We start from the raw sequence: 26501 nt of genomic DNA on the forward strand, positions 1-26501 counted from the left end.
CGCAATGAAATCGAGACTGTCGCCACGTTACATTTCGCGCTCTTGGATCTCGCCCACCCGACCATCATCCTCATCGTCGCGAGCGAAATCATCAACAGATCCACTTGCCTTGTTCAGATCAAGGCAAGACCCGATTCAGGAGGCGCCGAACGAACGGCGGCGTCACTTCAGGAACGACGACGCCCGACGGCCCATAGAGCGGACTCGGAGGTCGAATCATGCGATAGGGAACTCGATAGCGATCGACGACGACCGGAGGGCCGACCGGAGCAAAGCGCCCTCGTCGAGGCACGATCACAATCGGGGGGGGCATCAAAACACGACTCCCAGGCTCTAGCTCCGCCTCGGTGATCACGTCGGGGCCACCGTCCGTATTGGGAGCCGAGTCAGGAAGGTCATCAAGACCGGTCTTGGGATCGGTTGCCGGTTCCGATTCGATGATGGCGGGCGGAAAGTCAGTGGGACGAGCCACGGAGTGGCGGCGAGTGTCGGTCAGGCCCGGTCCCGTATCACGGGTCCAGTAGCCACCGCGATAGTGCCAGCCGTCGGCCTGACGGGCCCAGCGAGCCGGGACCCAGTCCCAACCGGGCTGGACTTGCGCCCAGAAGCCACTTTTCCAGGTCGCCCGGTCACCATCGGGGATGTACTGGCCGGGAATGTAGAAATAGTCCGGACCGGGCGCGGGGCCGGGCGACTCCGCCGGCCGATCGGCGGGGGGACCGCTGAGGCGCCATCCTGCCGTGTTCGCGTCAGGAGAGGCGGGAGTGGTCTCCGTGACCGTGGCCGTGGCAGGTGCGGCATCCCGATCCGTTCGGGCCTGGCGCGGGTTCCAGAATCCAGGAACGCGATACCACCCCTCGGCGTCGCGCATCCAGCGGCTCTCGACCCAGATCGAATTGGCGGGAGGAACGCGCCATGCGCCCGAGACCCAGACAAAGTCATCACGGCCGGGATCCCATGACCAGTAGCCTCCGAACCATCGTGCCGACGGCGCGGGCCGATCAGTCGAGGCGCGCTCAGCCACCGGAGGAGGGGGCGACTTCGGGGCCCTCTCGTGCTTGGGCCGCGTCTCCGAAAGTCTCAACACATCGTGCAGTGGGGCGTTCGCCGGTTCGAGTTCGCCGGCCTGAACCCCGAGAGAATCCGCGGCCGGAGGCAGAGGCGATGGCTCACCCACCAGAGGCCCCTCGAGCGCCGGCGGTTCCTCCGGTTTCGCCTGAGCCCTCGCTTCCGAAGTGACCAGGCCAACTCCCGAACCAAGCAACACGGCCGAGACCACCCAACCCCATCGAGTAACGGTCATAACGATCACTCCGACGTTGCAAACTCTCTCGTCAAACAGCCCAATCGATCACACTCCGTCTGATGTACTTGCATATCCTAGGCCAGCGGCCGCAAAGCGTCTTACAATTCGACATCACCCGTCACTCCGGCGGGCTGCCGTGGTGACATCGAACGGGCGAGATCTCTGTTTTGGGAGCCCAAGGGGCGGCTCGCCGAGGCCCGTTCCCAAACGGCCGTGCGATCAGAAAGTGGAAGTGACTTACCCCACGAGAACAGAATCGGAAACATGAGTAGTACGAGCTGGGTATCGTGTACAGCTTGAAAAAAAGACAAAAGGCTTCGACCTGGTCAACGATTGAGGGCAAACACGCTCATGATAATGCAAAAACAAAGGCCCACCCAGTCGGCCTTGCTTTCTTTAGCGTGTCTTCTGTTGTTTTCAAGCGGGCGCTGGGCCATGGGAGGAACCAACGAGGCCGCGTCCGAAACAAAGACGGGATTGGTGACATTCAACAAAGATATCGCGCCTCTGATGTTCCAGCACTGCTCCACCTGCCATCGTCCGGGAGAGGTGGCCCCCTTCTCCTTGCTGAGCTACCGCGACATGAGCAAGCGGGCGAAGCTGGTCCGTTCCGTGATCGAGGAGCGTGTGATGCCGCCCTGGAAGGCGGAGCCGGGCTTCGGCCATTTCGCCGACGACCGCCGCCTGACCGATCAGCAGATCGCAACCTTCAACCGCTGGATCGATGAAGGAACTCCCGAAGGGTCCCCCACCGACCTTCCCCCAGCGCCCAAGTTCGTGGCAGGTTGGAAGTTCGGCGAACCGGACATGGTCATCAAGATGCCCGAGCCCTACGCGCTCGCGGCCGAAGGGCCCGACCTCTACCGCTGTTTCGTCATCCCGCTCAAGGTGCCGGACGGAAAGTATCTCAAGGCGGTCGAGTACCGGCCCGGAAATCGGCGGATCGTGCACCACGCCGTCCTGACCACCCTTCCCGAGCGGGTCGCGAAGGCCAAGCTGGCCGAGGGTGACGGCAAGAGTTTCGGCAGCGGCCTGGCTCCTCCAGGTCAGTTGCTCCTGGGCAGCTCGCCTTCTGGACCCCCGGCATGGAGCCCCGCCCTCTCCCGGACGGCTTCGCCGCGGAGTTCCCCAGCCAGTCCGACCTCGTCCTCCAACTCCATCTCCACCCCAGCGGCAAGCCGGAGACCGAGCAATCCTCCATCGGGTTCTACTTCACTGACCAGAAACCGCGCGGACGGCTCAAGCTCGTCCTCTTGAACAATAGCCAAATCGACATCCCGGCCGGCGATGCGAACTATGTGGTCAACGCGTCGAGAACCCTCCCTGGCCCGGTCGATCTCTACGGCGTCTTCCCGCACATGCACCTGATCGGCCGCTCCGTGAAGGTGACCGCGACACTCCCCGACGGAACAAAGAAGCCGGTGATTTCCATCGCGGATTGGGACTTCAACTGGCAGAACTATTATCAATACCAGACCCCACTGAGCCTCCCGGCCGGAACCAAGCTGGAAGGGACCTGGACCTTCGACAACTCCGCCGACAACACAGCCAACCCGAGCCATCCTCCGAAGCGTGTGACCTACGGCGAGCAAACCACCAATGAGATGGCGATCCTCACCCTGGACGTCATCCCCACGGGCCCGAATCTGAACCAAGCGTCTGCGCCCGCCAAGCCTCCCACGCCCGAAGAGATCAGCAAGCGTACCGCCGATGCCATGCGACTGATGGACAAGGACGGCGACGGCAAACTGAGCCTCGACGAGATCGTGACGATCATCGGGGCCCTTGAGACGAGAGCGGAGATGGAGAAGCGATTGATCGAATTCGATCGCGATGGGGATAAGATGTTGAACCCAGCCGAGGTTACTGAAACGCTCAAGTCGCTTCGAAATCGCCGAAAACCGTAGAGCGGTTTTCGATCCTTCCACGCACTCGCGAAGTCATAAGGGGAGCCCGGTAGTCAGACGCTCTCAGTCGACATAGACAAACTCATTGACGTTGAGCAGAGCCAGACAGAACCCGGTGAGACTCTCCTTGGTCTCAGGCCCGAGGAAGCGACGAGCCAACTCGCTTTCCTCGGGCCGAGGAGTTCGGCCCAGGGCCAACCGGTAAGCCAGGCCGATCCGAGCGTCTGGGTTCGGGCCTGCGTCGCGGGCGATCCGGGAGGCGAGCCCGCGAGCCGCGTCGAGTGCGAGCTTACTGTTCATCAGGCTGAGGGCTTGGGGGGCGATCGTTGTGACGCTCCGCACGGGGCAGCTTGCGTTGGTGTCGGGGCGGTCGAACGCCTCGAAGAAGGGATAACGGAGGTTGCGGCGGACGAAGACGTAGAGACTCCGCCGATTCTGATCCTCGCGGTTGCGCGAGACGGGCCAGACCGCGCCATGGCTGCTGAGCTTGGTCAGTTCGGCAGGCAACTCCGGAAAGACGCAAGGGCCTCCGAGCTCTCGGTTCAACTGATTCGAGACCGCCAGGAGTGCGTCGCGGATGGCCTCGCCGTCCAGCCGTTGGCGAGCATGCCGCCAGAGCAGACTGTTCTCGGGGTCGGCCTGAAATGCGGTAGGGTCGTTCCGGCTCGACTGCCGATAGGTGGCACTTGTAAGCATCAGCCGGTGCATGGCCTTGAGGCTCCAGCCTCGGGCGACGAACTCGGTGGCCAGCCAGTCGAGCAGTTCCGGATGCGAAGGCTCAGCGCCCATCATGCCGAAGTCGCTGGCGGTCGCAACGATTCCGCGGCCAAAATGGCGCTGCCAGATCCGATTGACCATCACGCGGCCGGTCAGAGGATTCCGCGATTCGAGCAGCCATTCGGCCAGCTTGGTCCGGCGACCCGTGCTGCGTGCATTCGGCTGAATCACGGGAATCTGGGACGCGCGGGAGGCCAGTACGGCCGGAAACCCAGGGTCAATTTCCGGTCCTTGGTTGTAGAAATCTCCACGACGAAGCAGATGAGTCGGCGGCGCCGACGTGCCCACCTCGTCGAGCCCTCGAGCCTGGGGGAGCGCGGCCGGCGCTGATTTCTGAACGACGCCCAGCCGAGCACGCAACCGCGTTCGAATCGAGGCCAGATCCGGCCCTAGGAGCAGGCCGAAGACCTCCGACTTGATTCGCCGGTCTTTCTCCAGGGTATCGAAAAGGAGCTTGACCTCCTGGGGCGTCCGCTCCGCGGCGGGCTTGTGGTAGGCCGAAACCACTTCGTCTGTCACTGTGGCGCGAAGACCCAGCGAGAGCTGCTTGCGCAACGGGATTTCCAGGGCGAGAATGGCCGCTTCGAGCGCGGCGAGATCGGCGGCCCAGGCGGCGACCTGCCGCTCGTTCTCGTGCCTCACGCTGGCGGGGGCGACCGGGTAGTCGTCGCGAAATCGCGCGGGAGTGAAGAAGGCTTGAAGCCGGTAGAAGTCGGAAAGGCGGATCGGATCAAACTTATGATCATGGCACCGCGCGCAGCCGATGGTCAAACCGAGGAAGACCAGGCCGGTCGTCTCGGTGATATCATTGAGTGCGTTCTGCCGCCTCAGCTTCTGGTCGTTCAGGTCCACCATGTCGGGGTAGCAGCGATTGAAGCCGGTCGCCACGAACGACTGGGGATCGTCGGGATCGATCTCGTCCCCGGCAAGTTGCCGGCGCACAAACTCGTCGTACGGCATGTCGGCGTTCAACGCGCCCACGACCCAGTCGCGATAGCGCCAGGCATCGGGACGGGCCTGGTCGAACTCAAACCCGTCGGTATCCGCATACCGGGCCAGGTCGAGCCAGTGCTGTGCCCAGCGCTCGCCGTATTGAGGGCTGGCGAGCAAGCGATCGACCACCCGTTCGAACGCAAGAGGTGCCGGGTCGTCCAAAAAAGCGTCAAGCTCCGCGGGAGTCGGCGGCAACCCGGTCAGGTCGAACGTCACGCGGCGGAGCAAGGTCGGTCGATCGGCCTCAGGCGCATGCGCGAGTCCATTCTCTTCGAGTTGGGCGAGGACGAACCGATCGATCGGGTTGCGGCCCCACTGTTTGTCGAGGACTTCGGGAAGCTCGGGACGGGATGGGGGAATGAACGCCCAATGCTCACGATCTTCCTGCGTGATCGCCTTTTCCTTCAGGGGCGTACCGTCGCGGGTCGAAGAGCTCGGCTCATCGGCCCGGAGCACGAAGCCAATACCTCCGAGCGCCGTGAGGAGCAGAAGCACGAGGGACGGTCGCCGCAAGCGATTCCAGGTCATTGGATGCGGATCCGTTCGTGGGAAAAACGATCAGGCCAGGATCGAGCTGACCACTTTGCCGGCCGTATCGGTGAGTCGCTCGTCGCGACCATTGTGAGAGAACGTGAGCTGCGTGTGGTCGAGCCCGAGCAAATGGAGGATCGTGGCGTGGAGGTCGTGCACATGGACGCGATCGACCTCGGCTCGAAGTCCGACGGCATCGGTGGCACCATGGACCGTTCCCCCTTTGATTCCGCCGCCGGCCATCCAGACGGAGAACCCGTGCGGGTTATGGTCGCGTCCCTTGCCCCCCTCCGACATCGGCATCCGCCCGAACTCTCCCCCCCAAATCACCAGAGTGCTCTCCAGGAGGCCCCGGCGCTTCAGGTCAGTCAAGAGCCCGGCGACCGGCCGGTCGGTCCGGGCACACATGCGGGCATGATTTTCTTCAACGTCTTCATGGGCATCCCATCCGGCCACATCGCCCGAGTAGAGCTGGACGAACCGAACTCCGCGCTCGACGAGCCGCCTGGCCAGCAGACAGCGCGTGCCGAACTCGGCCGTGGTCCGCTGATCGAGCCCGTAGAGCGTCTGGGTCTCGGCCGACTCTTGCGTCAAATCAACGGCAACGGGGGCCGCGCTCTGCATGCGGTAGGCGAGTTCATACGCCTGAATCCGCGCGGAGAGTTCCGAGTCTTCTTCACGCCCCTCGCGGTGGATCTGATTGAGCCTGCCAATGAGGTCGAGCGTCCGACGCTGCCCCGCGACGGCGGCCTCCTCGGCCGGCCGGAGGTCGAGGATCGGGCTCGCCCCGGAGCGGACGTTCGTGCCCTGGTAACTCGCGGGCAGGAATCCCGAACCGTAAGCAGGAGGTCCCCCTTTGATCCCACCGCCAGGGTCGGGCAGGACGACAAACGCGGGGAGGTCCTGGTTCTCGGTCCCGAGGCCGTAGCCAACCCAACTCCCCAGGCAGGGCTTGCCCATGAGGACCGACCCGGTATTCATCTGGTAGACGGCCTGCGGATGATTGACGCTATCCGCCCAGCACGATCGGATCACGGCGATGTCATCGACACAACGGGCCGTGTGCGGGAGAAAGTCAGAGACCTCGATCCCACTCTGCCCGTGCTTGCGAAACGTTCGCTTCGTGGCCAGCAACGGGTTCGCCGCCACCTTACGACGGGTTGCGACCATGCCGAAACTTGCGGGAAGCGACTGGCCGGCAAGCCGTTGGAGGTCAGCCTTGGGGTCGAACGTCTCGAGGTGGCTGGGCCCGCCGTGCATGAACAAGTAAATGACCCGCTTCGCCTTTGAGGCGAAATGGGACGGTCGGGCCGCCAATGGGTCGACCGTTCGCTCGGCCCCGAGGAGCCGTTCCTGGGACAGCAACCACGACGCGGCCAGAGCCCCGAAGCCTCCGCCGGCCTGGCGGAGGAACTCACGTCGACTATGAGCGACGGGGAAATGTGGGGTAGGGAGGTCGAGTTCCATCAGGATCCTCGGCGAAACGGGAAGGTGGCCGGCTCTCTTGCCTGGTCAGCCATGCATCGGAACAGACCGGCGTGCCAATCCGATCGATCTCGACTTTAGCAGACCTGCCCGGTCTACCGCTCGCGAAAATTTCACCACCTCGGGATTCTCCCGCCATCCCCTTCCATGTCTCTCCAACTTCAGGACGGCCGAGTTTCCCAGGCAGTTACCGGTGAGTCTGGTAAAGAGAGTCTGCCATGGAGAGCAAAACACCACCTAATGCACAAGCACATCCCATCGCATTGATACGGTGGAAATGGCACCAAGTTTGCTCCTGGATTGTCTTCCGTCAGCGGCGATATTCAGACAGTAAGACTGAATATCAGCACATCTCGCGATCACACAAGGAGCACATCATGAAAGCGCCACTACGTACAACCATCGTGGGAGTTTTCGAAGATCGCAAGAAAGCCGACGCGGCCGTCAGCGAACTTCGCAGCGCCGGGTTTCGAGAGGATCAGATCGGTGTCGTCATGCGGCACGCGGAAGGGGTCGTCGAAGCCACAACTGACGAAGAGGGCTCGTACGCCGGAACCGGTGCCGTGGCAGGTATCTTGTCCGGACTGGGCCTCGGAGCGCTCGCGGGGCTCGGTGTCCTGTCGGGAGTGATTCCCGTGATCGGCCCCGCAATTGCCGCCGGAACCTTGGGCGTCATTCTTTCGAACGCCGCGGTCGGAGCCGGCGTGGCAGGACTCGTCGGTGCTCTGGTAGGAGCCGGCATTCCCGAGGAAGAGGCCCAGTATTACCAGAGTGAGTTCGAGGCGGGGCGAACGATCGTGACCGTCAACGCCGAAAGTCGTGGTGACGAGGCCACGGCCATCCTGCGTCGGCATGGCGCGTACGACATGACCACCCGAAGTGCAGTCGCGAGCGAGATTTCCGGCTCCACTCACGCCCGGGGGATCGCCTCACCCGATTCCGGCCCATTCAGTGCACGCGAAGGCGAAACCATCCAGGTCAAAGAGGAGCGGTTGCACGCGGAGAAGCGGCCGGTCGAGATGGGCGAAGTGCGCGTTCGCAAAGAGGTGCACACCGAGAACAAGACGATCGAAGTGCCGGTCGAGCGTGAAGAAGTGGTCATCGAGCGGACCCCGGTCCAGGGCCGCGCAACAACTGAAGGAATCACGGCAACCTCAATCCGCGAAGGCGAAGAGATTCGGATTCCGGTCCGTGAAGAGCAAGTCGATGTCCGAAAGCAGACCGTCGTGAACGAGGAGGTCAATGTCGGTAAGCGTGTCGTTCACGATACCGAAAAGGTTTCCGGACAGGTCCGCAAGGAAGAGGTGCATGTTGATCAAACGGGCGCCGTCAACGTCCGGACCACGGACCAGAACAAGCCTTCAAAATGACTGACCCGCGGGTCGGCTCGGCAAAGCAAATCGGTTGCAGACGGCGGGGGTGCTCAGGCACCCCCATATTCGCATGAGGACCGGCCGGTCACTCCGAAGCTGTCCTCGCGATGTATTGGCTAACGACATCAAGCAAGCGTCCCGCCTCTTCGACTTCCAGGTTGCCGTTGAGCCGAACCTTGAAGACGCGTTCCCCATCCCAACTCCGGCTCTTTGCCTCGTCGCTGGTATGCACGATCACGCCTTGAAACGTCGTCCGACAAAGCAATTCATTGATCAGTTCTTCGGTGGTATGCAACTCAAGCTCACCTGGTTTCATCAGTCATCCTCGAAGGCTCGGTGTGGAGCGAGTACGCTCCTGTCGACGCTGTCGTTTCCCTGCCCCCGGCTCCTCTGGGCGGCGAACCATATTAACCAAAGTGAATTGGTTTCGGTAGCTGAGATTGGCTCGCCGTGCGGCCTCCCTCGGCCATCCTACTCTCGTCAAAATGGGGCATTCAGGCAAACAGCGGCATAGGCGGACACTTGCTCGAGTGAGCAGATTTCCCCGAAACTTCGGCTCCGCAGGAGCTGTTCCGCCCCACACTCCACAACCCTACTTACCCAAATCACCCAGGCTCTCGTCAGAGGCGATCGATCTCCCCGAAATCAGGAATGAGGATTCGGGCCTGATCTCGCAGGGGCGGGAGATTCCTTGCTCAAGACTGGCCATACTTTCGCACAAATTCCCTGGTGGTCCGGCAGAGAGGTTCGTCCAGGATCTCATAAATCTTGCGTCGGATCGGCGCAGGGATCCCTCCTTCGCGAGCCTCGGCGATCGCGCCTGCCATGCAGGCGATCGTATCGCTGTCCCCCCCGATCGAGATCGCTCTCCGCACCGCGTCCTCGAAACCGGATGACTCCAGGAACGCCCGAATCGCCTGCGGCACGCTTTCCTGGCAGGAGACCTGAAACTCGTAGGTCTTACGGATCTCATCCAGCGGCGTATCGAGATGATAGCTGAACTTGGTTTCCACGTAATTCTTGATTTGTTCGTTGCTCTGTCCCGTCCGGGCCAGGAAGACTGCCGAGGCGATCGCCTGAGCGCCTTTGATCCCTTCGGGGTGATTATGCGTGACCTCGGCGCTCTTTTTGGCCTCATCAAGGACGGTGTCGAGGGTCCCGAAGGCCAGGCCGACCGGACTGACGCGCATCGCCGACCCGTTCCCCCAACTATTGTAGGGTTCGGTCCCTTTGGACTGGGCCCATTTGTGAAACGAACCGCCGTAGCCGGCATGGGGATAGGCCCGATAATACTCCTTCAGCAGGTCCACGAAGGGCTTGCCGCGGAGAAGGCTTTCGGCCAACGCGACGGTCAGAACCGTATCGTCGGTGAAGTGGGAGGTGGGCTGAAACAGTGGAAACTCGGTCGTCTTGATGTTATTGCGTTCGTAAATCGAGCCAATGATGTCTCCCGCAATGGCGCCCAGCATGGGATTACCCTGGTCCTATCTTGAGGTGCGGCGGCCGTCGTCGCTCTTCGTGTCAGGCGCCAGTGTACGAACGCAGGGGCAATCCCGCGATGGACGGTCGCGGCGATCGTTCACCCAAGACGAACCTGGGTCTCATGCCCACGGTCCCTGTCGGTCTGAAACTGATCAAGAACCGATTTTATGAATCGATTCGTGGGCTGCACCCAGACGGGTTGAGCCGGTTTTCCGGCTTAGTCAGCCCTGATGAACGGGGAGTAGGCCCGGTCGCCGAAGTACGAGTAGCCAACCTCGTCGAGCCTGGTTCCCGAGAGGAGACTCTCGATGAAGCCGTTCCGCTCGACTTGAACCGTGTGAAATATCTTTTTTTCGGGGTTTTCTTTGAGGAAGAAGCTCGCCCGACCTTCGAGTGCCCTGATCCGGTGCATGCCGTCGGTGAGCCGTTTCTGAAAGGAGAAGGAAGGCTCGAGGTCGGCCTGCATGAGATGGCTCCGCCCCCAGGTGCCCCCCGCCGCGCTGACGAACGTTTTACCATTCAAGAGCGCCACGGCGTCGTTGTAGGCGAGCACGCAGAGAAAGTGCGAGTCGGAGGCAAGGAGCCAGGTCGCCAGCTTGTCTCGGTGCCGATCGGTTTCGTAAGCATAGTCGGAATCCAGGAAGGCGATCCTCTCGACCTCATCCGGAATTGCCTCAAGTCCGTTCAAGTAGCCGAAAATGAGGCTCCCACCACCGCTGTGGCCATTGAACACGACGCGAGTGCGCGCGGCGTCGAACCGACCCTGCACAGAGTCGAGCACTTTTGCAATCGCTTTATCTCCATGCGTCTTTCGCCAGGCGGGCCAGCTTTTGAGGTTGTTCTCGAGGTAGGCCACGACGAGGGTTCGGTCCTTGAGCTTCTCGCGGAGGAAACGGGTCTGGGCGCCGATGTGCTGGATCTCGAAGTGCCAGTCTTCGCCCGGCTGGACCGCCTTGCCGATCGTCTGCTCGATCGTGGCTCCGTTGGGAAGCGCGTAGTAGACCAGGAGCACGGGCTTCTCGGAAACCGTGACGGGCCTGTTGATGACGATCCGGACGCCTGGCTCCACACGATACTCCTCGTTCGTTTCCCCGGGAGCACTCCCGAACGACGTGGGCCTTGACCTGGGCTTTGCCCCTGGTTCTGCGGGAAACTCGGTCAATTCGTACCGAGACCGGCTCATCACTCCGTCATGGCTCAAGAGCGAGGCCAAGCTAGGATCGGCGAGAACCTCACCCACATCGGCCGAGTCCCCGTTGAGCGTCATTCGCCGGCTCACCAGCCGGATGCCATGGCTATAGTCGACCCAAGACGCGATATGGCCGGTGTAGAGCGGTTGAATCGGGCTGCCAACCTCCTTGTGCCAGCCGTAGATGGCCACGTTCCCGGGCATCGCAAAGACGCGATTCGCAATCACGACGTCCTTCTTGTGGCCGGCGACCAAGGTGCCCAGCGCCTTTCCTTTTCGCTGGTCACGGACCGTCTCGTTGTGGCGGAGGAAAACCGGCACCGTGGTCATCGCGGAGGTGGGTGGAATGGGCGATGGGTTCAGCTTGATCGCCGCGGCGGCGTAGATATCGTCGACCATCTTGGGTGTCGGCAAGAGGCAGCCCAGCCGATCCGCGATTTTCTGGGCCGTGAAGGGAGTCATCGGGGTCAGGAAGTAGTCGTCGTCCGAACCGATTGCAAGGTAGTCCGGAGTGACCTTGTACGTCGCCTTGGCCTTCTCGGTCGTGACGCTGACCGGAACGAGCGAGCGGAGGAAGCGGGGAACGTTGCCCCGCTCGAACTCGGCCAGGATCTTTGCTTCCCGCTCTTTCAACGGTAAGTCCGCGATCGACCGGGCAAACTCCGTTCCGTTCTGCGCCGAGGATAGGCGCGGCGGCAAGTCGAGCTCATCCGCCCGGACTGACGACCCGAGACTCATCAGAAAGAGCGTGATCACGGTGTTCTTCATCAGCCCGTCCCAGGTTTGCATCTTCGAGTCGCCGGCCCCTGCCTATTGTCCGCGGCCCCGTCGAGACGACCGACCCGGCTCCTGGCGGTCGATCTGACGGGGCCACAGTCCACAAACCCACTTACATAAGCATACGACTACCGCTCAATTTTCCCCTGCAATCCCTGAAAGAGTGGAATCATCCCCTTCTCGACGACGGGACCGACCTGGCTGGGGAGCACAAAGTGGAACTCGTAGCCCTTCGGCGCCCGGGGAGTCAGCGAAATACCGAAGAGGGCCGGCTCCTTGGGTAGGTCCGCGGGAACCTTCAGCTCGGGCTTATTCAGCGCTGCGCCAAATTGCGACGCGAGCATTCGGACGATTCCCTGCGCGTTCATGATCATCAAAAGGCTGGCCTGCTCGGGGAGCGCGGAGCGGACGGCCTGATAGGACGGTACGGTTCCGATACCGGAATTCCCCTTGAGATAGAAATCGATCTGAGCCTTGGCCTCATCCCAGGTCGGCGTCGTGACTTGAAAGACTCTCTTGCCGTCGGTACCGATCCAGTAGCTGAAGGTGTCGCCGCCGAACATCGCTTTGACACTCGCGGCCCCCGCTTGATTCCCCGCGCCGAGCTTATCGCTATCAATCGTCGCAACGACATGCGTGAACTTCATACCCTCGTGGGTTTCCACATCGGCGTCAACCTTGACGTCCTTGTAGAAATTCAGGGGGCTATCCGCATTTTTCATCGCCTGAAGCATGGCCGCGTTCGCCGCGATATACCCTTTCGGGTCCGAGACGTTGACAACATTGAACGCACGCATCCCGTGCCCAAACGATGCGGTCCCCAGGGTTTCAATCCGCCCCTGGCCGTGGAACAATTCCATGGCCTTTGCCAGTTCGGGGCTCGCCTTGGCTCCGGGACTGACCATGCTCAGGCTCAGGCTCTGCAGCCGGGCCACTTCCTTCGCGTTCATATTCATGTAAACGTAAAACGCGGCATCGGTGGCGAGCTTGCTCAAGTCGGCCGTTCCCGCCCCACTCGTCGCGATCGCGTTCGCGGGGCCTGCCCCAGCCTTCATGTCGAGCTCGCCGGCCAGTTGGAATCCTTCCGCGGCGAAGTCGAGGTTGAACGTCAGAGCGTCGGCGTCCTTGATCGAGTCGAACAGACGCCCGTAGATCACTTTGACGCTCTCCATCGACGCGCCGTTCTGCCCCTGCTGCCCAGCCTGATCCAGGGCGCCCATGAACTGCTGGCGGGCCTGATCGATCTGGTCGGCGTAACGATCAGAAATCTTCGAAACATTGAGGTACAGGCCGACATCGCCGGCCAAGAATTGTTTGGCGAGCGCGGGGGTGAGGGCCTGCTCGAGCGACTTCTCGCCCGGCTTGGCGATGGCGGCGATGAACTCCTTGTCAGGGCCGAACGCCACGAACCCAGGCCCCTTGACGGCGTACCACGTACCCCTGCTGTGGGGGCTGTCGAACGAGTCGAATCCGCCGTCCTCGGCCTTGAGAACAACGTCCTTACCACTGGCGAGCGACTTGAGTACGCCACGGTAGTCATCCTGGATGACCATGACCGCGAACGGGATCACGCCGTCAGGGCCGGGCGCGACCGCCCGCACCAGGCCCACCCACGCGGTCTTGATCGCCCCCTCGCCGAATTGCGTCTTGAACTTGGCCAAAAGATCCCCCAGAGCCGGCTCCGCCATAGCCCCCAATTGGGGGCTCATCGCCTTGAGCATCGCCGTCAAATCGGTCGAGGTTGGCGCGAGGCCACGGCTCCGGATGACCAGGTCGACATCACCGGGTACCGCTTTTAACAAGGCGGTTTCTGCCGGAGTTTGGCCCAACGTCGCGGCCACGATCCACATGGATAGGAACTGTGCTAACATGGGACGAATCTCGCCTCCTTCGGGTTCGGAAAGTGGATCGATTCCTCCCTCCCCCTCGCTTTGGAAATTCGACTCAAACGAGGGGGCGAGTTGTCGACCTCTTGGGAACGCGTCACTCTATCGAGTGCCACCTGTCGCCGCAAGCGACACTTGGAGCATAAAATCACACGCAAATACATTTCTTAAAATCCCGAAACTTGATTCCCTGTTTGTTTCTTTTCACCGACCCGATACAGGGCTCGGAAGCCTCCCGCTTTTCGTTCCCATGGTCCCAGGTACATAAAGTGTTCTCGAGGAGTTGGAACCGAACGTGAATCCATCGAAGGGACGGCATCTTGAATTCAATGCCGGAAGTCGCGGCCAGTGGGATGGGTTCTCCGAACATCGGGGGCGGGTCACGCGGTTGCTCGAGGCCGGTGCCCGACCGGGGGAGAGCCGGCTCTGCGTGCTCGGAGCCGGAAACTGCAACGACCTGGATTTACCGACGCTCCTGAAGGCCCACGGCGACGTCTACCTGGTGGACCTGGACCAAGGCGCCCTGGCCCAGGCCGCGGAGCGTCAAGGGGTGGCGGCCCACCCGTCTCTTCACCAAGTAGGGGGAATCGATCTCACCGGCATGATCGACGTGTGGGCAGGCTGGTCTCCGACGACCTTGATTGGCACTCGAGAGCTCTCGAGCCTGGTGGAGGAACCAACGCGCCGGGTCATCCCGAGCCTCCCGGCTCCGTTCGACCTGGTCGCCTCGACCTGCCTGCTCAGCCCGCTCGTCGGCAATGCGTTCCACTCGGTGGGTGAGGCCCATCCTCAGTTCATGACCATCGTGCAGTCGATCCGGGCGGGACACTTGCGTCTCATGAGCCGGCTGACCGCTCCGGGTGGCTCCGCATTGTTGATCACCGACGTCGTTTCTTCAGAGACGCTGCCGGCGCTGCCGACTTTCGCGGACTCGGCGCTGTCCGACCTCCTGAGCGAGCTCGTGCGCGATCGAAATTACTTTCACGGGGTCAATCCGGAGGTCCTCTGGACGACCTTCGAGGAGGACCCGGTCCTTCGCGCGCTCGTGACCGAACGAGAAGCGCTCACACCCTGGCGTTGGAAGCTGCACGCACGCCTTTATCTGGTCTGGGCGATCCGGTTCAAGGTGGCCTCAAGCTTGATCCGGTGAGCCGGCAGAACCGCCCACGCCACCGCATTGGGATCGATGAAGCCGTCCGTTACAATGCGACTCGTCCTCGTCGAACCGTCTTCCGGGGGGTCTCACATGAACGGACGCTGGCTCATTTTTTCACTGATGCTCGCCGGGTTGGGAAGCCTGACCCTGGCCGCCGAGGAACCGGCCTTGCCCGCCTCGACCTACCACCCGGTGCCGGGCTGGCCCGAAACGCCGGATTCGATCCGTTTCGGGGCGGTGTCCGCGCTGGCAACCGATTCGTCCGACCGGATCTTCGTCTTCCACCGGGGCGAGCACCCGATCGTTGTTTTCGATCGCGACGGAAAATACGTGCGATCCTGGGGCGATGGACTGGTCAAGCAGGCCCACGGCCTGCGGATCGATCACGAGGATAACGTCTGGATCACCGACATCGGCGACCATCTGGTGAAAAGTTCGCCCCCAACGGCACGCTCCTGATGACGCTCGGAACGAAAGGCAAGCCTGGGACCGGGCCGGACCATTTCAATCAGCCGACCGACGTGGCGATCAGCCCCTCGGGCGCCTTTTTCGTCTCCGATGGATACGGTAACGCGCGGGTGTTGGCGTTTTCCAAAGAAGGCCGCTTTCTCAAAGAGTGGGGAAAGAGGGGAACGGGCGACGGCGAGTTCCGCCTGCCCCACGCCATCTGCCTCGATCGCCGCGGGCGGATCTACGTCGGAGATCGTGAGAATGATCGGGTCCAGATCTTCGACCCCGAGGGCAAATTCCTCGCAAGCTGGACCACGGGAGGAGCCCCCTTTGGACTCGGCCTGGCCGGGGACGGCCGCCTCTTCGTCGCCGACGGCCGGGCCAATCGCGTGACCGTCCTGGATCCCGAGGGAAAGCCCCTGACCCATTGGGGCCAGAAGGGGACCGAACCCGGTCAATTCCTCTTGCCACACGCCGCCTGCCTCGACTCACAAGGCGCTGTTTATGTGGCCGAAATCAACGGCAAACGCGTGCAAAAATTCACGGCCAAGTGATTCGCCAAGGCCCACTCGCAGCCCAGATGAAGCCGGCGATCGCACCTTTTTTTTGATTCGATGATTTCTCAACATCAAGCATACAAAGGCATCCTCATGACGACCGAACGCCGATCCGCCCTGTTTCCGCTGCGCCGAGGTTCCGTCGTGATGGCGGTCCTCACGTTGCTCTTGACGACCCTGGGCGCAGACCAAGCCGAGACGACGACGGCGGAGAAGCCGCTCGTCCTCTTTGACGGCAAGAGCCTGGACGGTTGGAAGAAGACCGAGTTTTTCCGATCAGGCGTGGTCCAGGTGGTTGACGGTGCGCTCGTCATGGCCCCTGGCCGAGCAATGACCGGCATCACCACCACCCGCAACGATCTGCACACGACGAATTACGAGCTGAGCTATGAGGCCAAGCGGATCACCGGCTCCGACTTCTTCGCCGCGGCGACCTTTCCCGTCGGCAAGTCGTTCGTGACCTTCGTCAACGGAGGCTGGGGAGGAAACGTTACCGGAATCTCCAGCCTCAATGGCGCGGACGCCTCGGAGAACGAAACCAACCGATTCGTCAAATATGAGAACAAGACCTGGTATAAGTTCCGCGTTCGCGTCACCGACCAGACGATTGCCTGCCGGGTCGACGACAAGGAAATCATCCTCCTCGACCATCGCGGCCTGCAACTCGGCACCCGGATCGAAACCCGCCCCAATCAGCCACTCGGGTTCGCAACCTATGAGTCCACCGGCGCCCTCCGAAATATCGAGATCCGGCCGCTGACCCCCGCCGAGGTCAAGGCCGCCGACAAGCCGGAGTCGTGATCCGCCCACGCCCCAAGCCCGATCGCGGATTCGCAAAATCCATGGACCCGCGACAAAAAGTCAGATCCGTTCACCATCAACGTGCATGAAATAAGAGGTGAGGGCGAAAACGATCGCGAGAGCAACGCAGACCGGAGAATGGAGAGATGGCCAACGACACGACGACTGCCGGCTTGAGGCATCTCTCCACGCTCTTCTCCGCCGGAACGACCTCCGGCCTCAGTGATGCCCAACTTCTGGAACGGATCAAAACCGCAACCAGGGCGGCCAGGACGGCGGAGGCCGCTTTCGAAACCTTGATCGCCCGCCATGGGCCGATGGTTCTCGGAGTCTGCCGGCGTGCCTTGTGTGACCCGCGCGACGTCGAGGACGCGTTCCAGGCCACGTTTCTCGTGCTCGTCCGCAAGTCGGCCGTGGTCCAGGTTGACGACACGCTGGGCCGCTGGCTCTACGGCGTGGCCAGGCGAGTTGCGCACCGGGCACGGGTCCTGGCCGAGAAGCGGAGGGCCCGGGAAACGAGTTCCTCCACCTGGGAGCCGTCACTTCCGGCCCCCGACGCGGAACGGGGAGAACTCCTCGCGGCCCTGGATGATGAGCTGGGCCGGTTGCCCGAAAAATACCGCGTGCCGGTCTTGCTCTGCGACCTGGAAGGGCTCACGCATACCGAGGCGGCGAGCCGGCTTCAGTGGCCCGTCGGCACGGTCAAGGGGCGGCTGGCACAGGCTCGGAGCCTACTGAGGGGGAGATTGACGCGCCGAGGACTGGCTCCCAATGCCCTGCTGCTGGGTTCGGTCATCAAGGCCGAGGCGCGGCTCGTCGTGCCCGCGCGCCTCGCCGCGCAAACGTTGCGTTCCGCCTTGCCATTCGCGATCGGCGGTCAGACCGCGGCCACGTTGGCCTCGGCAACGGTCGTCGCCCTGTCCCAGGGAGCCTTGAGAGCCATGTTTCTCTCCAAGCTGAAGATGGTTGCCATCGGATTGCTGGCGTCGTTGGGGGTGACCGTAGGGGCCGGGGTCCTCGCCGAGGCCGGCCACAGAGACACGTGGGAAACCTCGGATCAGGGAATCGAAGCGGATGCCGCTACCGACCGTCTGTCGAGGACCGCAGGCGAACCGCGTCCGGCAAACGCCGTCGCGATCGTCAGCGACGTGGAGTCGGAGACAAAGATTATCACCCTCGCCCCCAATGGCGCGGATCTGAGGCATGGCGATGTCGTTTGTCAGCTTGACTCCGCGCCCTTGAAAGAACGACGGGCCAAGCAGGCGATCGCGACGGCGAAGGCCAGGGCCGCCTATCAAAAAGCAGTGCGCCGACGCGAGGCCGCCGAACTTGCCGTCATCGAGTACAAGGTAGGGATCTATCCACAAGACCTCGAGACGGTCAATGACGAGATCAGCCTGGCCGAGGCCGAGCGAAAGCGGGCCGAGGATCGTCTGGAGTGGTCGCGAAAAATGCATGCCAAGGGCTACGTCTCGAAGGACCAGAACACCGCCGATACGATCTTATTGCAACAGAAGATCTTTACATACGAGAAATCGACAACAAAGAAGGATTTGCTCCAGAAGTTCACCTACAGCAAGGCGGTCAAGGCGCTCAAGAGCGAGCTTGAACAGGCCCGCTCCGAAGAGCGAATTCGAGAACTCGACTGGAGACGCGAGAAGGATCAACAGGCGAAAATCGAAAACCAGATCGAGCACTGCCGAATCATAACTCCTGTCACCGGCAAAGTGCAGTATGCCCGCTGGCCAGTGCCCGGGGTCGACGGACAATTCGCAACCGTCGAAATCGGGACGCCCGTCCGCTGGGCTCAACTGCTCCTCTGGATCATCCCGAGCGATCGAGGGACGGTGCGATCCCGATAGTCCCGCTTCGCGACAGAAACCAAGGAGCCCGGCCGATGCCGCGACCGCTCCACGGGGGATCATGCTCCGGCAGATTGCTCGGCGAGGAAACCTCGCTTGAAGACCCGAGCCGTGCCGCGACTTCGGGTTTTTGCCCTGCGATGCGAACCGAGAGATCCCGAATTTACTTTGACGAGGGTCGTCGGCTTCGTTCCAATAGCCGACCAACTCGACCGATATGATATCGGTTGCTCGTCAACTCGGCCCCGGTCCCCAGTCCGTTGGGACACTTTCGCCCCGGAACAAGGAACGCCATGAGGTCATTGCTCAGTCCCCTGCTCCTCGCAACCCTCGTTTCCTTGGCCGACCCGACGGACACAATCGCCGCGGGCGGAGCGGACCGGCCCAATATTCTGTTCATCATTTTTGATGACTGGGGCTGGAACCACGCCGGCGCCTACGGCTGTTCCTGGGTCAAGACGCCGAACTTCGACCGGGTCGCGCGCGAGGGAGTCTTGTTCAAGAACGCGTTCACCTCGAACCCGAAGTGCAGCCCGTGCCGCGCCAGTATCCTCACCGGGCGGAATAGCTGGCAGCTCGAAGAGGCGGCTTGCCACTACGGGATCTTCCCCCGCAAGTTCGCCGTCTATCCCGAGTTGCTTGAAGCGGCCGGTTATACCGTGGGGCTCACGGGGAAAGGGTGGGGACCAGGCGATCATCAGTCCACCGGCTTCACGCGCAACCCCGCCGGCCCCCTCTTTGATGAGCACACCACCAAGCCTCCGGCCTCGGGCATCGCCCGGACTGACTATGCAAGGAACTTCGCATCGTTCCTCGACAAACGACCGGCAGACCGGCCCTTCTGCTTCTGGATGGGATTCAAGGAGCCCCACCGTGACTACGAACGCCACTCAGGCGTTCGCCTCGGCAAACGGCCCGAGGACGTGAAGGTGCCCGCCTACCTCCCCGACCTCGACGTGGTCCGGGACGACCTGCTCGACTACGCCGTCGAGGTCGAGCATGCCGACGCCCACATCGGGAAGGTCCTCGAAGCCCTCAAGGAGGCCGGCGAACTCGAGCGGACTCTGATCGTCGTGACCTCCGACCATGGAATGCCATTCCCCCGAGTGAAGGGGCAAATCTACGAAGATGGTTTCCACCTTCCGCTGGCGATCCGCTGGGGTGATGCGATCAAGCCGGGGCGTGTGGTCGACGACTTCATCAACGTACGTGACTTCGCGCCGACCTTCCTGGAACTGGCCGGCTTGCCGCCGCACCCGCAGGTGACCGGTCGAAGCCTGGTGGAATTGCTCCGCTCCCCGGCATCGGGATGGGTCGATCGGAGCCGCAACGTGATGCTCGCCGGCAAGGAGCGTCACGACCTCGGCCGCCCCTACGACTGGGGCTATCCCGCACGAGCGATCCGCACGCCCGAGTTCCTCTACGTCCACAACTACTTCCCCGACCGCTGGCCGGTCGGGAACCCGGAGACCGACTTCGGCAACTGCGACCCAGGCCCCACCAAGGAACTGCTCAAGACGATCGGTGGCGAGTTCTATGAGATCGCCTTCGGTAAACGGCCGATGGCCGCTCTCTATCGCCTGGCCGATGACCCGGAATGCGTCCGAAATCTCGCCTCAGACCCCGCTTATGCCACCGTTATGGCCACCCTCCGCGACCAAATGATCACCATGCTCCGCGAGGAAAAAGACCCGCGAGCGCTTGGCAACGGAGCGATCTTCGAGACCTACAAATACGTCGGACCACGAGCCAAGGGGTACGACACCTGGCTCAAGGAGCACAATCCAGGCCCCACGACGGATCCCCAAACCGAGCGCGTCCCCGCCAAGAAAGCCGGCGGCAAACGGGGGAAGGCCCAGGCTGACACCCCCTGAGAACCGGCTGTGCTGAGTCGCCAAGTATCGCCGTCTCAGCCTCGAGGTCATGCACAGCAAGAGGAGTCGGTCGCAAACCTGGTCGGCCTGCCGACCGGCCGAAGCCACGGTCGCCGCCTGACGTGCTCGATCCTCAATTTTTTTCCAAGCGGAACCACCCATGGATCTGATCCAACGAACCATCGATCTCGCCAGGGCAAACGTCGAGCAAGGAGGTCGGCCCTTCGCCTGCATCATTGCCAAGGACGGCGAGATTCTCGTCGAGGCGGTGAACCTCGTCGCTCAGACTCACGACCCGACGGCCCACGCCGAGATCGTCGCCATCCGCGAGGCGTCGGCGAAACTGGGGACCGAGCACTTCACCGGCTGCGAGTTCTATATCCTCGCCCATCCCTGCCCGATGTGCCTGGCCGCCATGTACTACTGCAGCCCGGACCGGGTCGTTTTCATCACGACGAGGCAAGAGTATTCGCAATTCTACATTGATGACCGCAAGTATTTCACCCTGGCCAATTTCTACGACGAGATCGGCAAGCCCTGGAACGAGCGGACCATGCCCATGGTCCACGAACCCAACCCGGCCGCCGTCGAGGTCTACCAGCGTTGGAAAGCGTTGAACCAACCGTAAGCCCCCTCATTCCCACCCAACAATTTCCGCCTCCACCTCTTCCCAACCGTTATGTTCAAACCAGGTTGGAGCCCAAGCCGAGAGACCGCTTTACCTTTCGCCAGCAAATGTTAAACTATAGTGAATGGATGCGTGACTCGGCTCGGGCTTCGCCCGATTCCGGCGACACCGGGAGATTGGTCATGGGCCAGCATAAGCAGACTCCGTACAGCGAAGGCATGGCAACGCGACGAGACTTCCTCCAGGTGGGTTACTCGGGGCTCCTCGGAATGGGGCTGCCCGGTCTCCTGGCGGGCCGAAGCGCAGCGGCGGCCACCGCCGGCGCGACCCCGGGGCGTGCGAAATCGGTCATCGTGATCTTGCTGAGCGGCGGCCTGGGCCAGCACGACTCGTTCGACATGAAGCCCGAAGCGCCCGACGGAATCCGGGGCGAGTTCAAACCGATCGATACGGCGGTCCCCGGCATCCAGATGTGCGAGCACCTGCCCGGCCTGGCCGCGCGGGCCAAGCGGTTGGCGGTCGTCCGGTCGATGTCCCACCCCGAGGGAAACCATCTCTGCGCGGTCCACCGGATCCTGACCGGGCATGCGTCGGTCCCGCGGGGCGCCAGCGACCTCGATCGGGTCGCTTCGCGCGACGACTTCCCCTGTTACGCGGCCGTGCTCGACAGCCTCCGCCGCCGGAGCGACGGGATTCCCAACGGCGTAGCCCTGCCGACTCGCCTGGTCGAGGGACCGCTCACCTGGCCAGGCCAGGACGCTGGCTTCCTCGGCCCCCGTCACGACCCCTGGCAACTCAAGCTCGACCCGAGACAAGCGGAATCGAAGGACGACAGCCTCGCCCTGCCGGACGGTCTCGACCCGGCCCGACTCCATCGCCGCCGCCACCTGCTCGGCCAGACCTTCGTCGTTCCTCCGTCCGGTGACGCCTTTGCCGACCAGCAAGACGCCGCCCTGGCCCTGCTCTGCAACGGGCAAGTCGGCCGCGCGCTGAATGTGGAACGCGAGGATCCGCGACTGGTCGACCGCTACGGCCACCACTCGTTCGGCAAGTCCCTCCTGCTGGCTCGACGCCTGGTCGAGGCCGGGGTGCCGATCGTACAGGCCTCCATGGGGATCGTGCAGACCTGGGATACCCACGTCAACAACTTCCCGAACCTCAAAGATAACCTCCTGCCCCCGCTCGACCGGGCAGTTTCGGCCCTGCTCGACGACCTCGAAGTCCGCGGCCTGCTCGACGAAACCCTCGTCGTGATGCTCGGTGAGTTCGGCCGAACCCCACGAATCCACCCCCTCAAACCGGGCGACGTCCCGGGCCGCGACCACTGGCCGGCCGTCTTCCCGGCCGTTTTCGCAGGAGCGGGAGTCGTCGGCGGGCAAATCATCGGCAAGTCCGACCGGCTCGGAGCCTACCCGATCTCGCGAAGCTTCAGCCCCCCTGACCTCGCCGCGACCATCTATAACGCCCTCGGCGTCGACACAGGCACCGAACTCCGCGACCGACTCGGCCGCCCCCTGACCCTCTGCTCCGGTCAGCCAATCGCGTCCCTCTATTCGACCGCGCCGGTTTGATCAGCCCGGCGCATTCCCGATCGCACCTCTGATATTTGTCCTTGAGAGATTCGCGTCCGCCCATTACAATTGTCGTTCGCCCTCCGTGAGGAGGCTCCCAACACGCCTTTTGCGGTCAGCGAACGAGTGCTTGCCATGAGCGTCACGATCCTGATCTGCCCCTGCGGGCGTCGGCTGAAGGCAACGGGGGTTTCCCCAGGCAAGAGCGGCAGGTGCCCGAGTTGTGGGGCCTTGATCCGCGTGCCTGAAGCCGGGGGCACTCCACCAACCGACAGCGGCGTGGACGACGAGTGGAATTGGGAAGGGACCTACGACCTCGGCCAGGCGGTGAAGCCACTCGCACTTCGCCCCCTGGAGCCGCCGGACCCGTCGCCTCGTCCGATGAATCCCTGGCCTGACGAGCTCGAGTTGCCGGAAACCAGCGAACTGGCGGCTCCTCCCGTCGCCGAGGGCGGGCAAGCCGACGACGAGTGGGGCTGGCATGGGACGGCCTACAACCTCGGCGCGAACATCGCGGCTCCCCTCTTGAGTTCCGGCGAAGCGCGGCCATCGAGCGAAGGTGTGGGCATCGGCGAAGGCCCGGTCCCGACCCCAGCCCCGATTGGCTGGACCCAGGATGGGGGAGAAGCACGGGTGACCAACCGACCGCCACCAGATGCGTGGTGGCCCCCTACCCTCTTCTACCCTCTCCGAGGCGCCGAGGGGGTGGCCATGGTGATCACTCTTGGCCTGGCCTGCTGGGCCATGGCCACTCTCGTCCCGGAGTACTGCCTGTCACTCCAAACGAGCGCCGAATTTTGGGGAGCCGGATTGATGGGCACCCTCATCGGCCTGATCACTGCCTTGCCCTCGGTGATCTTATTGCCGATGGTTCTTATCTACTGGCTTCAATATCTCGGGCGCGTACTGACCGCCTCGTTCGAGGGGGAGACCTTGCCCCCGCGCCTGCCAGACCGGAACTTCGAGGGCCTTTTCGACGGTCTCGGCACCTGGATGCTCTGGGGCGTTCTCGGTCCTGGCATCGGGTTCCTTCCCTTGGTCGCCTACGTCGTCGCCGTGGGGAGCAGCCTCCCCTGGAACCCTGGACTCGCGATCGCTCTCGGCCTGCCTGGGTTTCCGTACGCGATGATGGCCTTGTTACTCGTCTTCCTGAACGACGACCCGTTGGAGGCAAAGCCTTGGAGCGTCCTCAGTTCGATCGGCCGCCTCGGCCTATCGTTCTTCGGGCTCTGTCTGACGATCGGAACGATCATCGGTTCGGCCGCCACCGCCTTCGTCGGCGCATTCTTGCTTCGCCCCCAATTATTCTGGCTCTATATCGTGACGAGCCTGGCCTGCTGGCTGCTGACAGCCTGGACCACGATCGTGACGATGCATGTGCTCGGCTCCTACCACAAAACGCATCAGCAACCCACCCGTCCCACCCGGAGCCGTCCCCGCAAGCAACCGGCTGGCCCGCCCTCCTCAAACGCCCCTCTCGGAGACCTTCAGAGGTCTTGAGCCGATTTCGGAGCCCGGGGACAGACGCCTCGCAACGAAGCAAGAATGCAGGCCGGGTGCCTGCGGTCCCAGGGAACGTTACCAACGCATATCACGATTTCAAAGGCTGATTTCGAGGGCCGCTCTCAGCGCCAGGACGGCGACCTCCTTGGCTTTCGCCTCGACTTCCACGGTCAGTCGACGGCCGAGCCATGCGTCGGGGAAATCGTTCCGGTCGATGAAGTCATGATGGCGCTGAGGCTTGGGGCCGTTCCACCCTTCGATCGGGCTGGAAACGTGAAAAAGCGGTTCTCTGTCCCAGGTGGCCACAGCCTGTTCGGTCGCCTCGTCGACGGTCAGGCCGTCCGGAAGGCAGCGGTGATGATGAACGTCGTAGACGAGCGGAAGCCCTTCGTTACGACATAAGGGGAGCAAGTCGAGAGGCGAGTAGGATTTATCGTCGTTCTCCACGGTCAGGACTCGCCGGGCCCTGGGGGAGAGACGTTGCAAGTTCCGGGCGAAATCCCCCAGGGCTTTGGGCTTATCACCGTAAGCCCCACCGCCGTGGACGTTCACGACGTCGGCCGCCACCCACTCAGCCACCTCGGCTTGATACTCCAACTCTCGGACCGAGGCGTCGACGACGTCGGGCCTTGGGGAATTCAGTACGACAAACTGATCGGGGTGAAAGCATGTCCGCAGACCCGAACTCGTGGCGAAGGCGCCACAGGCTTGAAATCGGGCCACGATCTCCGCCCCTTGCGGCAGGTCGTTCAACGCGTAGCCGAGAACGGGGTGAGACTTCAAGGGCAGGATCTGGCTCGTGATCCGGAAACAGCCGATTCCATTCCGTGCGCAAAACTGGAGGGCTGCCATCAAGGTTTCGGCATTCGACTGACAAAGCCGGCTGAGTTTTGCCAGGCCGTCGGCTCGCGTCATCCGCCCGATCGCCGTCGCGGTCGTGCTGGCAAACTTGATGGGCTGATCCCGGAAGATGCAGCAAAGCCCGAGCCGAAGCCGGGGATCACGATCGAGAACGACGGGCCGGCTGTTATTCATCGCGACGATGATACCACAAGGTGAAATCCACCTGGCAACGTTGGCTTCGTGAGCGGAGAATGTCGAGCGATTCCGAGTCTCGCGAGGGGGGTGATTGCGATGGGGTTAATGAGCCGGCTGAAGGAATGGTCCGATCTCCAGAAGGTCAGACTCATCGAGGAATTGCCCGACGTGACGGGGGGAAAGGATGGCGAGTCGCTGCTCAAAGAACTCGTCGGTTCATCCTACCAGTTCAAGGACGCCCACCTGCTCACCGGCCGACGGATCCCCTCGAAGAGTCAGGGACGGCGGCGAGAGATCGACCTGATCGTCTGCACGCCCAGAATGATCCACCTGATCGAGGTCAAGAACTGGTCGGGCCGGCTCGAAGTTCGACAGGGAGCCTGGCGCCAGACTCGCCGAGGTGGGGACGTGTTGGATCACGGAAACCTCCTCGAGTCGAATCTTCAAAAGCAGGACGCCGTGGTCGAGTACCTGCGAGAGTGCGGCGTCGATCTCGACGCGTCCTGGATCCGCAGCCACATTGCCTCCAAGGTCATTTTCACCAATCCAAACCTGCAACTGGAACCGACGATTGAGGCTCGCCCCGACGTCATCTCGCGCAAGGAGTTGGACGAGTACCTCAGCAAGCAGTCCGCGAAAAAAGGGCGGGCGGAAACCATGTTCTCGTCGCTCATCGACTGCTGCCTGGCCCGGGATTCGCGACCAGGCGAAAGCCTCGGATCCTCCACTGCCGGGCGAATCCCGTCCGGTCAGTACAAGCAGATCGTTTCGTGGCTGTCAGAGGTTGGCACCTGGGACCAACTCCAACACTACGGCGGCAAGACCGTCGCGGGGGACGTGGTAAGCCTGAGGGTGGGAGGAACGACCTATCGCGTGGGAGAGTTCAGGGAGCAGGCAGGGCGGCATCCCATCCGTGTCAGGTGGACAAGGGGCCGATTCTGGGGCCTGTTCAAGGCGATCACGGGACTGGGCTCGCTCGGAAACCTCAAGCTGGGAAGGACCAGGCTCAAGCTCTCCCCAACCGACACGGTGCTGTTTCACGCGGTCGGCGAGCCACAAACAACGGTCCGCAAACTCACCGACCTGCAACAAATCATGCTGGGCTCTTGAGTTACGAGCATAAGTATCTCTCCCGCCCCCGCGCATCGCCGCTGATCAGTGGTCAGAATCCGATTTCTCCCGCAGGGTGGGCACGGCCCACCATCCTTATCTCCTTGCTAAAGCGGAGGTTAAGACAGCAGGCCGTGCCCACCCTACAGGAATTATGAGGCCGAAGGTGATGCCATGGGCGATCACGTTGACGTGGGGAGAAACGGGTTCGGCAAAGCTTTACGAGGGAATTATGGCCGGCCCGT

20 protein-coding genes are annotated in these 26501 nt (G+C 62.5%); 12 read left to right on the forward strand and 8 right to left on the reverse strand.

Annotation, left to right across the window (positions count from 1 at the left end):
* Positions 1-118 precede the first annotated feature (118 nt).
* Positions 119-1303: a hypothetical protein gene (locus V5E97_RS22930; protein WP_406693865.1), complete on the reverse strand. Its 1185-nt coding sequence runs from the start codon at positions 1301-1303 to the stop codon at positions 119-121.
* Between the two features lie 1088 nt (positions 1304-2391).
* On the opposite strand from V5E97_RS22930, the gene V5E97_RS22935 reads away from it, so the two are divergent.
* Complete coding sequence (locus V5E97_RS22935) at positions 2392-3213, forward strand: EF-hand domain-containing protein (RefSeq protein ID WP_406693866.1); 822 nt, start codon at positions 2392-2394, stop codon at positions 3211-3213.
* 63 nt (positions 3214-3276) lie between these two features.
* On the opposite strand, the gene V5E97_RS22940 is transcribed toward V5E97_RS22935, so the two are convergent.
* Both V5E97_RS22940 and V5E97_RS22945 read right to left on the reverse strand, forming a co-directional pair.
* A complete protein-coding gene (locus V5E97_RS22940) occupies positions 3277-5511 on the reverse strand; it encodes a DUF1549 and DUF1553 domain-containing protein (protein WP_406693867.1) in 2235 nt (744 codons plus the stop codon).
* Positions 5512-5541: 30 nt separating this feature from the next.
* Positions 5542-6981, reverse strand: coding sequence for a DUF1501 domain-containing protein (locus V5E97_RS22945; RefSeq protein WP_406693868.1), 1440 nt, complete (start codon positions 6979-6981; stop codon positions 5542-5544).
* 395 nt (positions 6982-7376) lie between these two features.
* Between V5E97_RS22945 and V5E97_RS22950 the strand changes: the two genes are divergently transcribed.
* Positions 7377-8369, forward strand: coding sequence for a DUF2382 domain-containing protein (locus tag V5E97_RS22950; protein WP_406693869.1), 993 nt, complete (start codon positions 7377-7379; stop codon positions 8367-8369).
* An 88-nt stretch (positions 8370-8457) separates the two neighbouring features.
* Here V5E97_RS22950 and V5E97_RS22955 read toward each other — a convergent pair whose 3' ends face one another.
* From V5E97_RS22955 to V5E97_RS22970, 4 genes are all read right to left on the reverse strand, one after another.
* Entirely contained in the window at positions 8458-8688 is a 231-nt protein-coding gene (locus V5E97_RS22955; RefSeq protein WP_406693870.1) for a hypothetical protein, read from the reverse strand.
* Positions 8689-9067: 379 nt separating this feature from the next.
* Positions 9068-9841, reverse strand: coding sequence for an ADP-ribosylglycohydrolase family protein (locus V5E97_RS22960; protein ID WP_406693871.1), 774 nt, complete (start codon positions 9839-9841; stop codon positions 9068-9070).
* A 230-nt stretch (positions 9842-10071) separates the two neighbouring features.
* On the reverse strand, positions 10072-11832 hold the full coding sequence (locus V5E97_RS22965) for a hypothetical protein (RefSeq protein ID WP_406693872.1): 1761 nt from the start codon (positions 11830-11832) through the stop codon (positions 10072-10074).
* A 116-nt stretch (positions 11833-11948) separates the two neighbouring features.
* A complete protein-coding gene (locus tag V5E97_RS22970; RefSeq protein WP_406693873.1) occupies positions 11949-13691 on the reverse strand; it encodes a hypothetical protein in 1743 nt (580 codons plus the stop codon).
* A 310-nt stretch (positions 13692-14001) separates the two neighbouring features.
* Between V5E97_RS22970 and V5E97_RS22975 the strand changes: the two genes are divergently transcribed.
* From V5E97_RS22975 to V5E97_RS23015, 9 genes are all read left to right on the forward strand, one after another.
* Positions 14002-14856 (forward strand): hypothetical protein, encoded by an 855-nt coding sequence (locus V5E97_RS22975; protein WP_406693874.1) that lies wholly within the window; start codon positions 14002-14004, stop codon positions 14854-14856.
* A 96-nt stretch (positions 14857-14952) separates the two neighbouring features.
* On the forward strand, positions 14953-15321 hold the full coding sequence (locus tag V5E97_RS22980) for an NHL repeat-containing protein (RefSeq protein WP_406693875.1): 369 nt from the start codon (positions 14953-14955) through the stop codon (positions 15319-15321).
* Positions 15321-15866, forward strand: a complete 546-nt coding sequence (locus tag V5E97_RS22985; RefSeq protein WP_406693876.1) for a peptidyl-alpha-hydroxyglycine alpha-amidating lyase family protein — start codon at positions 15321-15323, stop codon at positions 15864-15866. The genes V5E97_RS22980 and V5E97_RS22985 overlap by 1 nt, the downstream gene beginning before the upstream one ends.
* A 96-nt stretch (positions 15867-15962) precedes the next feature.
* Positions 15963-16670: a 3-keto-disaccharide hydrolase gene (locus V5E97_RS22990; RefSeq protein ID WP_406693877.1), complete on the forward strand. Its 708-nt coding sequence runs from the start codon at positions 15963-15965 to the stop codon at positions 16668-16670.
* Between the two features lie 146 nt (positions 16671-16816).
* Positions 16817-18532 (forward strand): sigma-70 family RNA polymerase sigma factor, encoded by a 1716-nt coding sequence (locus V5E97_RS22995; protein ID WP_406693878.1) that lies wholly within the window; start codon positions 16817-16819, stop codon positions 18530-18532.
* A 293-nt stretch (positions 18533-18825) separates the two neighbouring features.
* Positions 18826-20406: a sulfatase family protein gene (locus V5E97_RS23000; RefSeq protein WP_406693879.1), complete on the forward strand. Its 1581-nt coding sequence runs from the start codon at positions 18826-18828 to the stop codon at positions 20404-20406.
* Positions 20407-20566: 160 nt separating this feature from the next.
* Complete coding sequence (locus tag V5E97_RS23005) at positions 20567-21034, forward strand: nucleoside deaminase (protein ID WP_406693880.1); 468 nt, start codon at positions 20567-20569, stop codon at positions 21032-21034.
* A 182-nt stretch (positions 21035-21216) separates the two neighbouring features.
* Positions 21217-22605, forward strand: a complete 1389-nt coding sequence (locus V5E97_RS23010) for a DUF1501 domain-containing protein (RefSeq protein WP_406693881.1) — start codon at positions 21217-21219, stop codon at positions 22603-22605.
* A 135-nt stretch (positions 22606-22740) separates the two neighbouring features.
* The gene (locus V5E97_RS23015) at positions 22741-24105 is read left to right on the forward strand and encodes a hypothetical protein (protein WP_406693882.1); all 1365 of its coding nucleotides are present in this window, start codon (positions 22741-22743) and stop codon (positions 24103-24105) included.
* Between the two features lie 99 nt (positions 24106-24204).
* On the opposite strand, the gene uvsE is transcribed toward V5E97_RS23015, so the two are convergent.
* Positions 24205-25143: a UV DNA damage repair endonuclease UvsE gene (gene uvsE, locus V5E97_RS23020; RefSeq protein WP_406693883.1), complete on the reverse strand. Its 939-nt coding sequence runs from the start codon at positions 25141-25143 to the stop codon at positions 24205-24207.
* A 108-nt stretch (positions 25144-25251) separates the two neighbouring features.
* Between uvsE and V5E97_RS23025 the strand changes: the two genes are divergently transcribed.
* Positions 25252-26256, forward strand: coding sequence for a nuclease-related domain-containing protein (locus V5E97_RS23025; RefSeq protein WP_406693884.1), 1005 nt, complete (start codon positions 25252-25254; stop codon positions 26254-26256).
* Positions 26257-26501 lie beyond the last annotated feature (245 nt).

It is taken from the genome of Singulisphaera photorubra, assembly GCF_045290345.1.
Taxonomy (GTDB): Bacteria; Planctomycetota; Planctomycetia; order Isosphaerales; family Isosphaeraceae; genus Singulisphaera.

What these genes read in the sequence shown, in the direction of transcription:
- V5E97_RS22970 (WP_406693873.1), bottom strand. Translation starts at nt 13,691, where the DNA reads ATGTTAGCACAGTTCCTATCCATGTGGATCGTGGCCGCGACGTTGGGC.
- V5E97_RS22950 (WP_406693869.1), top strand. Translation starts at nt 7,377, where the DNA reads ATGAAAGCGCCACTACGTACAACCATCGTGGGAGTTTTCGAAGATCGC.
- V5E97_RS22985 (WP_406693876.1), top strand. Translation starts at nt 15,321, where the DNA reads ATGACGCTCGGAACGAAAGGCAAGCCTGGGACCGGGCCGGACCATTTC.
- V5E97_RS22935 (WP_406693866.1), top strand. Translation starts at nt 2,392, where the DNA reads ATGGAGCCCCGCCCTCTCCCGGACGGCTTCGCCGCGGAGTTCCCCAGC.
- uvsE (WP_406693883.1), bottom strand. Translation starts at nt 25,143, where the DNA reads ATGAATAACAGCCGGCCCGTCGTTCTCGATCGTGATCCCCGGCTTCGG.
- V5E97_RS22955 (WP_406693870.1), bottom strand. Translation starts at nt 8,688, where the DNA reads ATGAAACCAGGTGAGCTTGAGTTGCATACCACCGAAGAACTGATCAAT.
- V5E97_RS22995 (WP_406693878.1), top strand. Translation starts at nt 16,817, where the DNA reads ATGGCCAACGACACGACGACTGCCGGCTTGAGGCATCTCTCCACGCTC.
- V5E97_RS23015 (WP_406693882.1), top strand. Translation starts at nt 22,741, where the DNA reads ATGAGCGTCACGATCCTGATCTGCCCCTGCGGGCGTCGGCTGAAGGCA.
- V5E97_RS22980 (WP_406693875.1), top strand. Translation starts at nt 14,953, where the DNA reads ATGAACGGACGCTGGCTCATTTTTTCACTGATGCTCGCCGGGTTGGGA.
- V5E97_RS23010 (WP_406693881.1), top strand. Translation starts at nt 21,217, where the DNA reads ATGGGCCAGCATAAGCAGACTCCGTACAGCGAAGGCATGGCAACGCGA.
- V5E97_RS23025 (WP_406693884.1), top strand. Translation starts at nt 25,252, where the DNA reads ATGAGCCGGCTGAAGGAATGGTCCGATCTCCAGAAGGTCAGACTCATC.
- V5E97_RS22930 (WP_406693865.1), bottom strand. Translation starts at nt 1,303, where the DNA reads ATGACCGTTACTCGATGGGGTTGGGTGGTCTCGGCCGTGTTGCTTGGT.
- V5E97_RS22940 (WP_406693867.1), bottom strand. Translation starts at nt 5,511, where the DNA reads ATGACCTGGAATCGCTTGCGGCGACCGTCCCTCGTGCTTCTGCTCCTC.
- V5E97_RS22945 (WP_406693868.1), bottom strand. Translation starts at nt 6,981, where the DNA reads ATGGAACTCGACCTCCCTACCCCACATTTCCCCGTCGCTCATAGTCGA.
- V5E97_RS22990 (WP_406693877.1), top strand. Translation starts at nt 15,963, where the DNA reads ATGACGACCGAACGCCGATCCGCCCTGTTTCCGCTGCGCCGAGGTTCC.
- V5E97_RS23000 (WP_406693879.1), top strand. Translation starts at nt 18,826, where the DNA reads ATGAGGTCATTGCTCAGTCCCCTGCTCCTCGCAACCCTCGTTTCCTTG.
- V5E97_RS23005 (WP_406693880.1), top strand. Translation starts at nt 20,567, where the DNA reads ATGGATCTGATCCAACGAACCATCGATCTCGCCAGGGCAAACGTCGAG.
- V5E97_RS22960 (WP_406693871.1), bottom strand. Translation starts at nt 9,841, where the DNA reads ATGCTGGGCGCCATTGCGGGAGACATCATTGGCTCGATTTACGAACGC.
- V5E97_RS22965 (WP_406693872.1), bottom strand. Translation starts at nt 11,832, where the DNA reads ATGCAAACCTGGGACGGGCTGATGAAGAACACCGTGATCACGCTCTTT.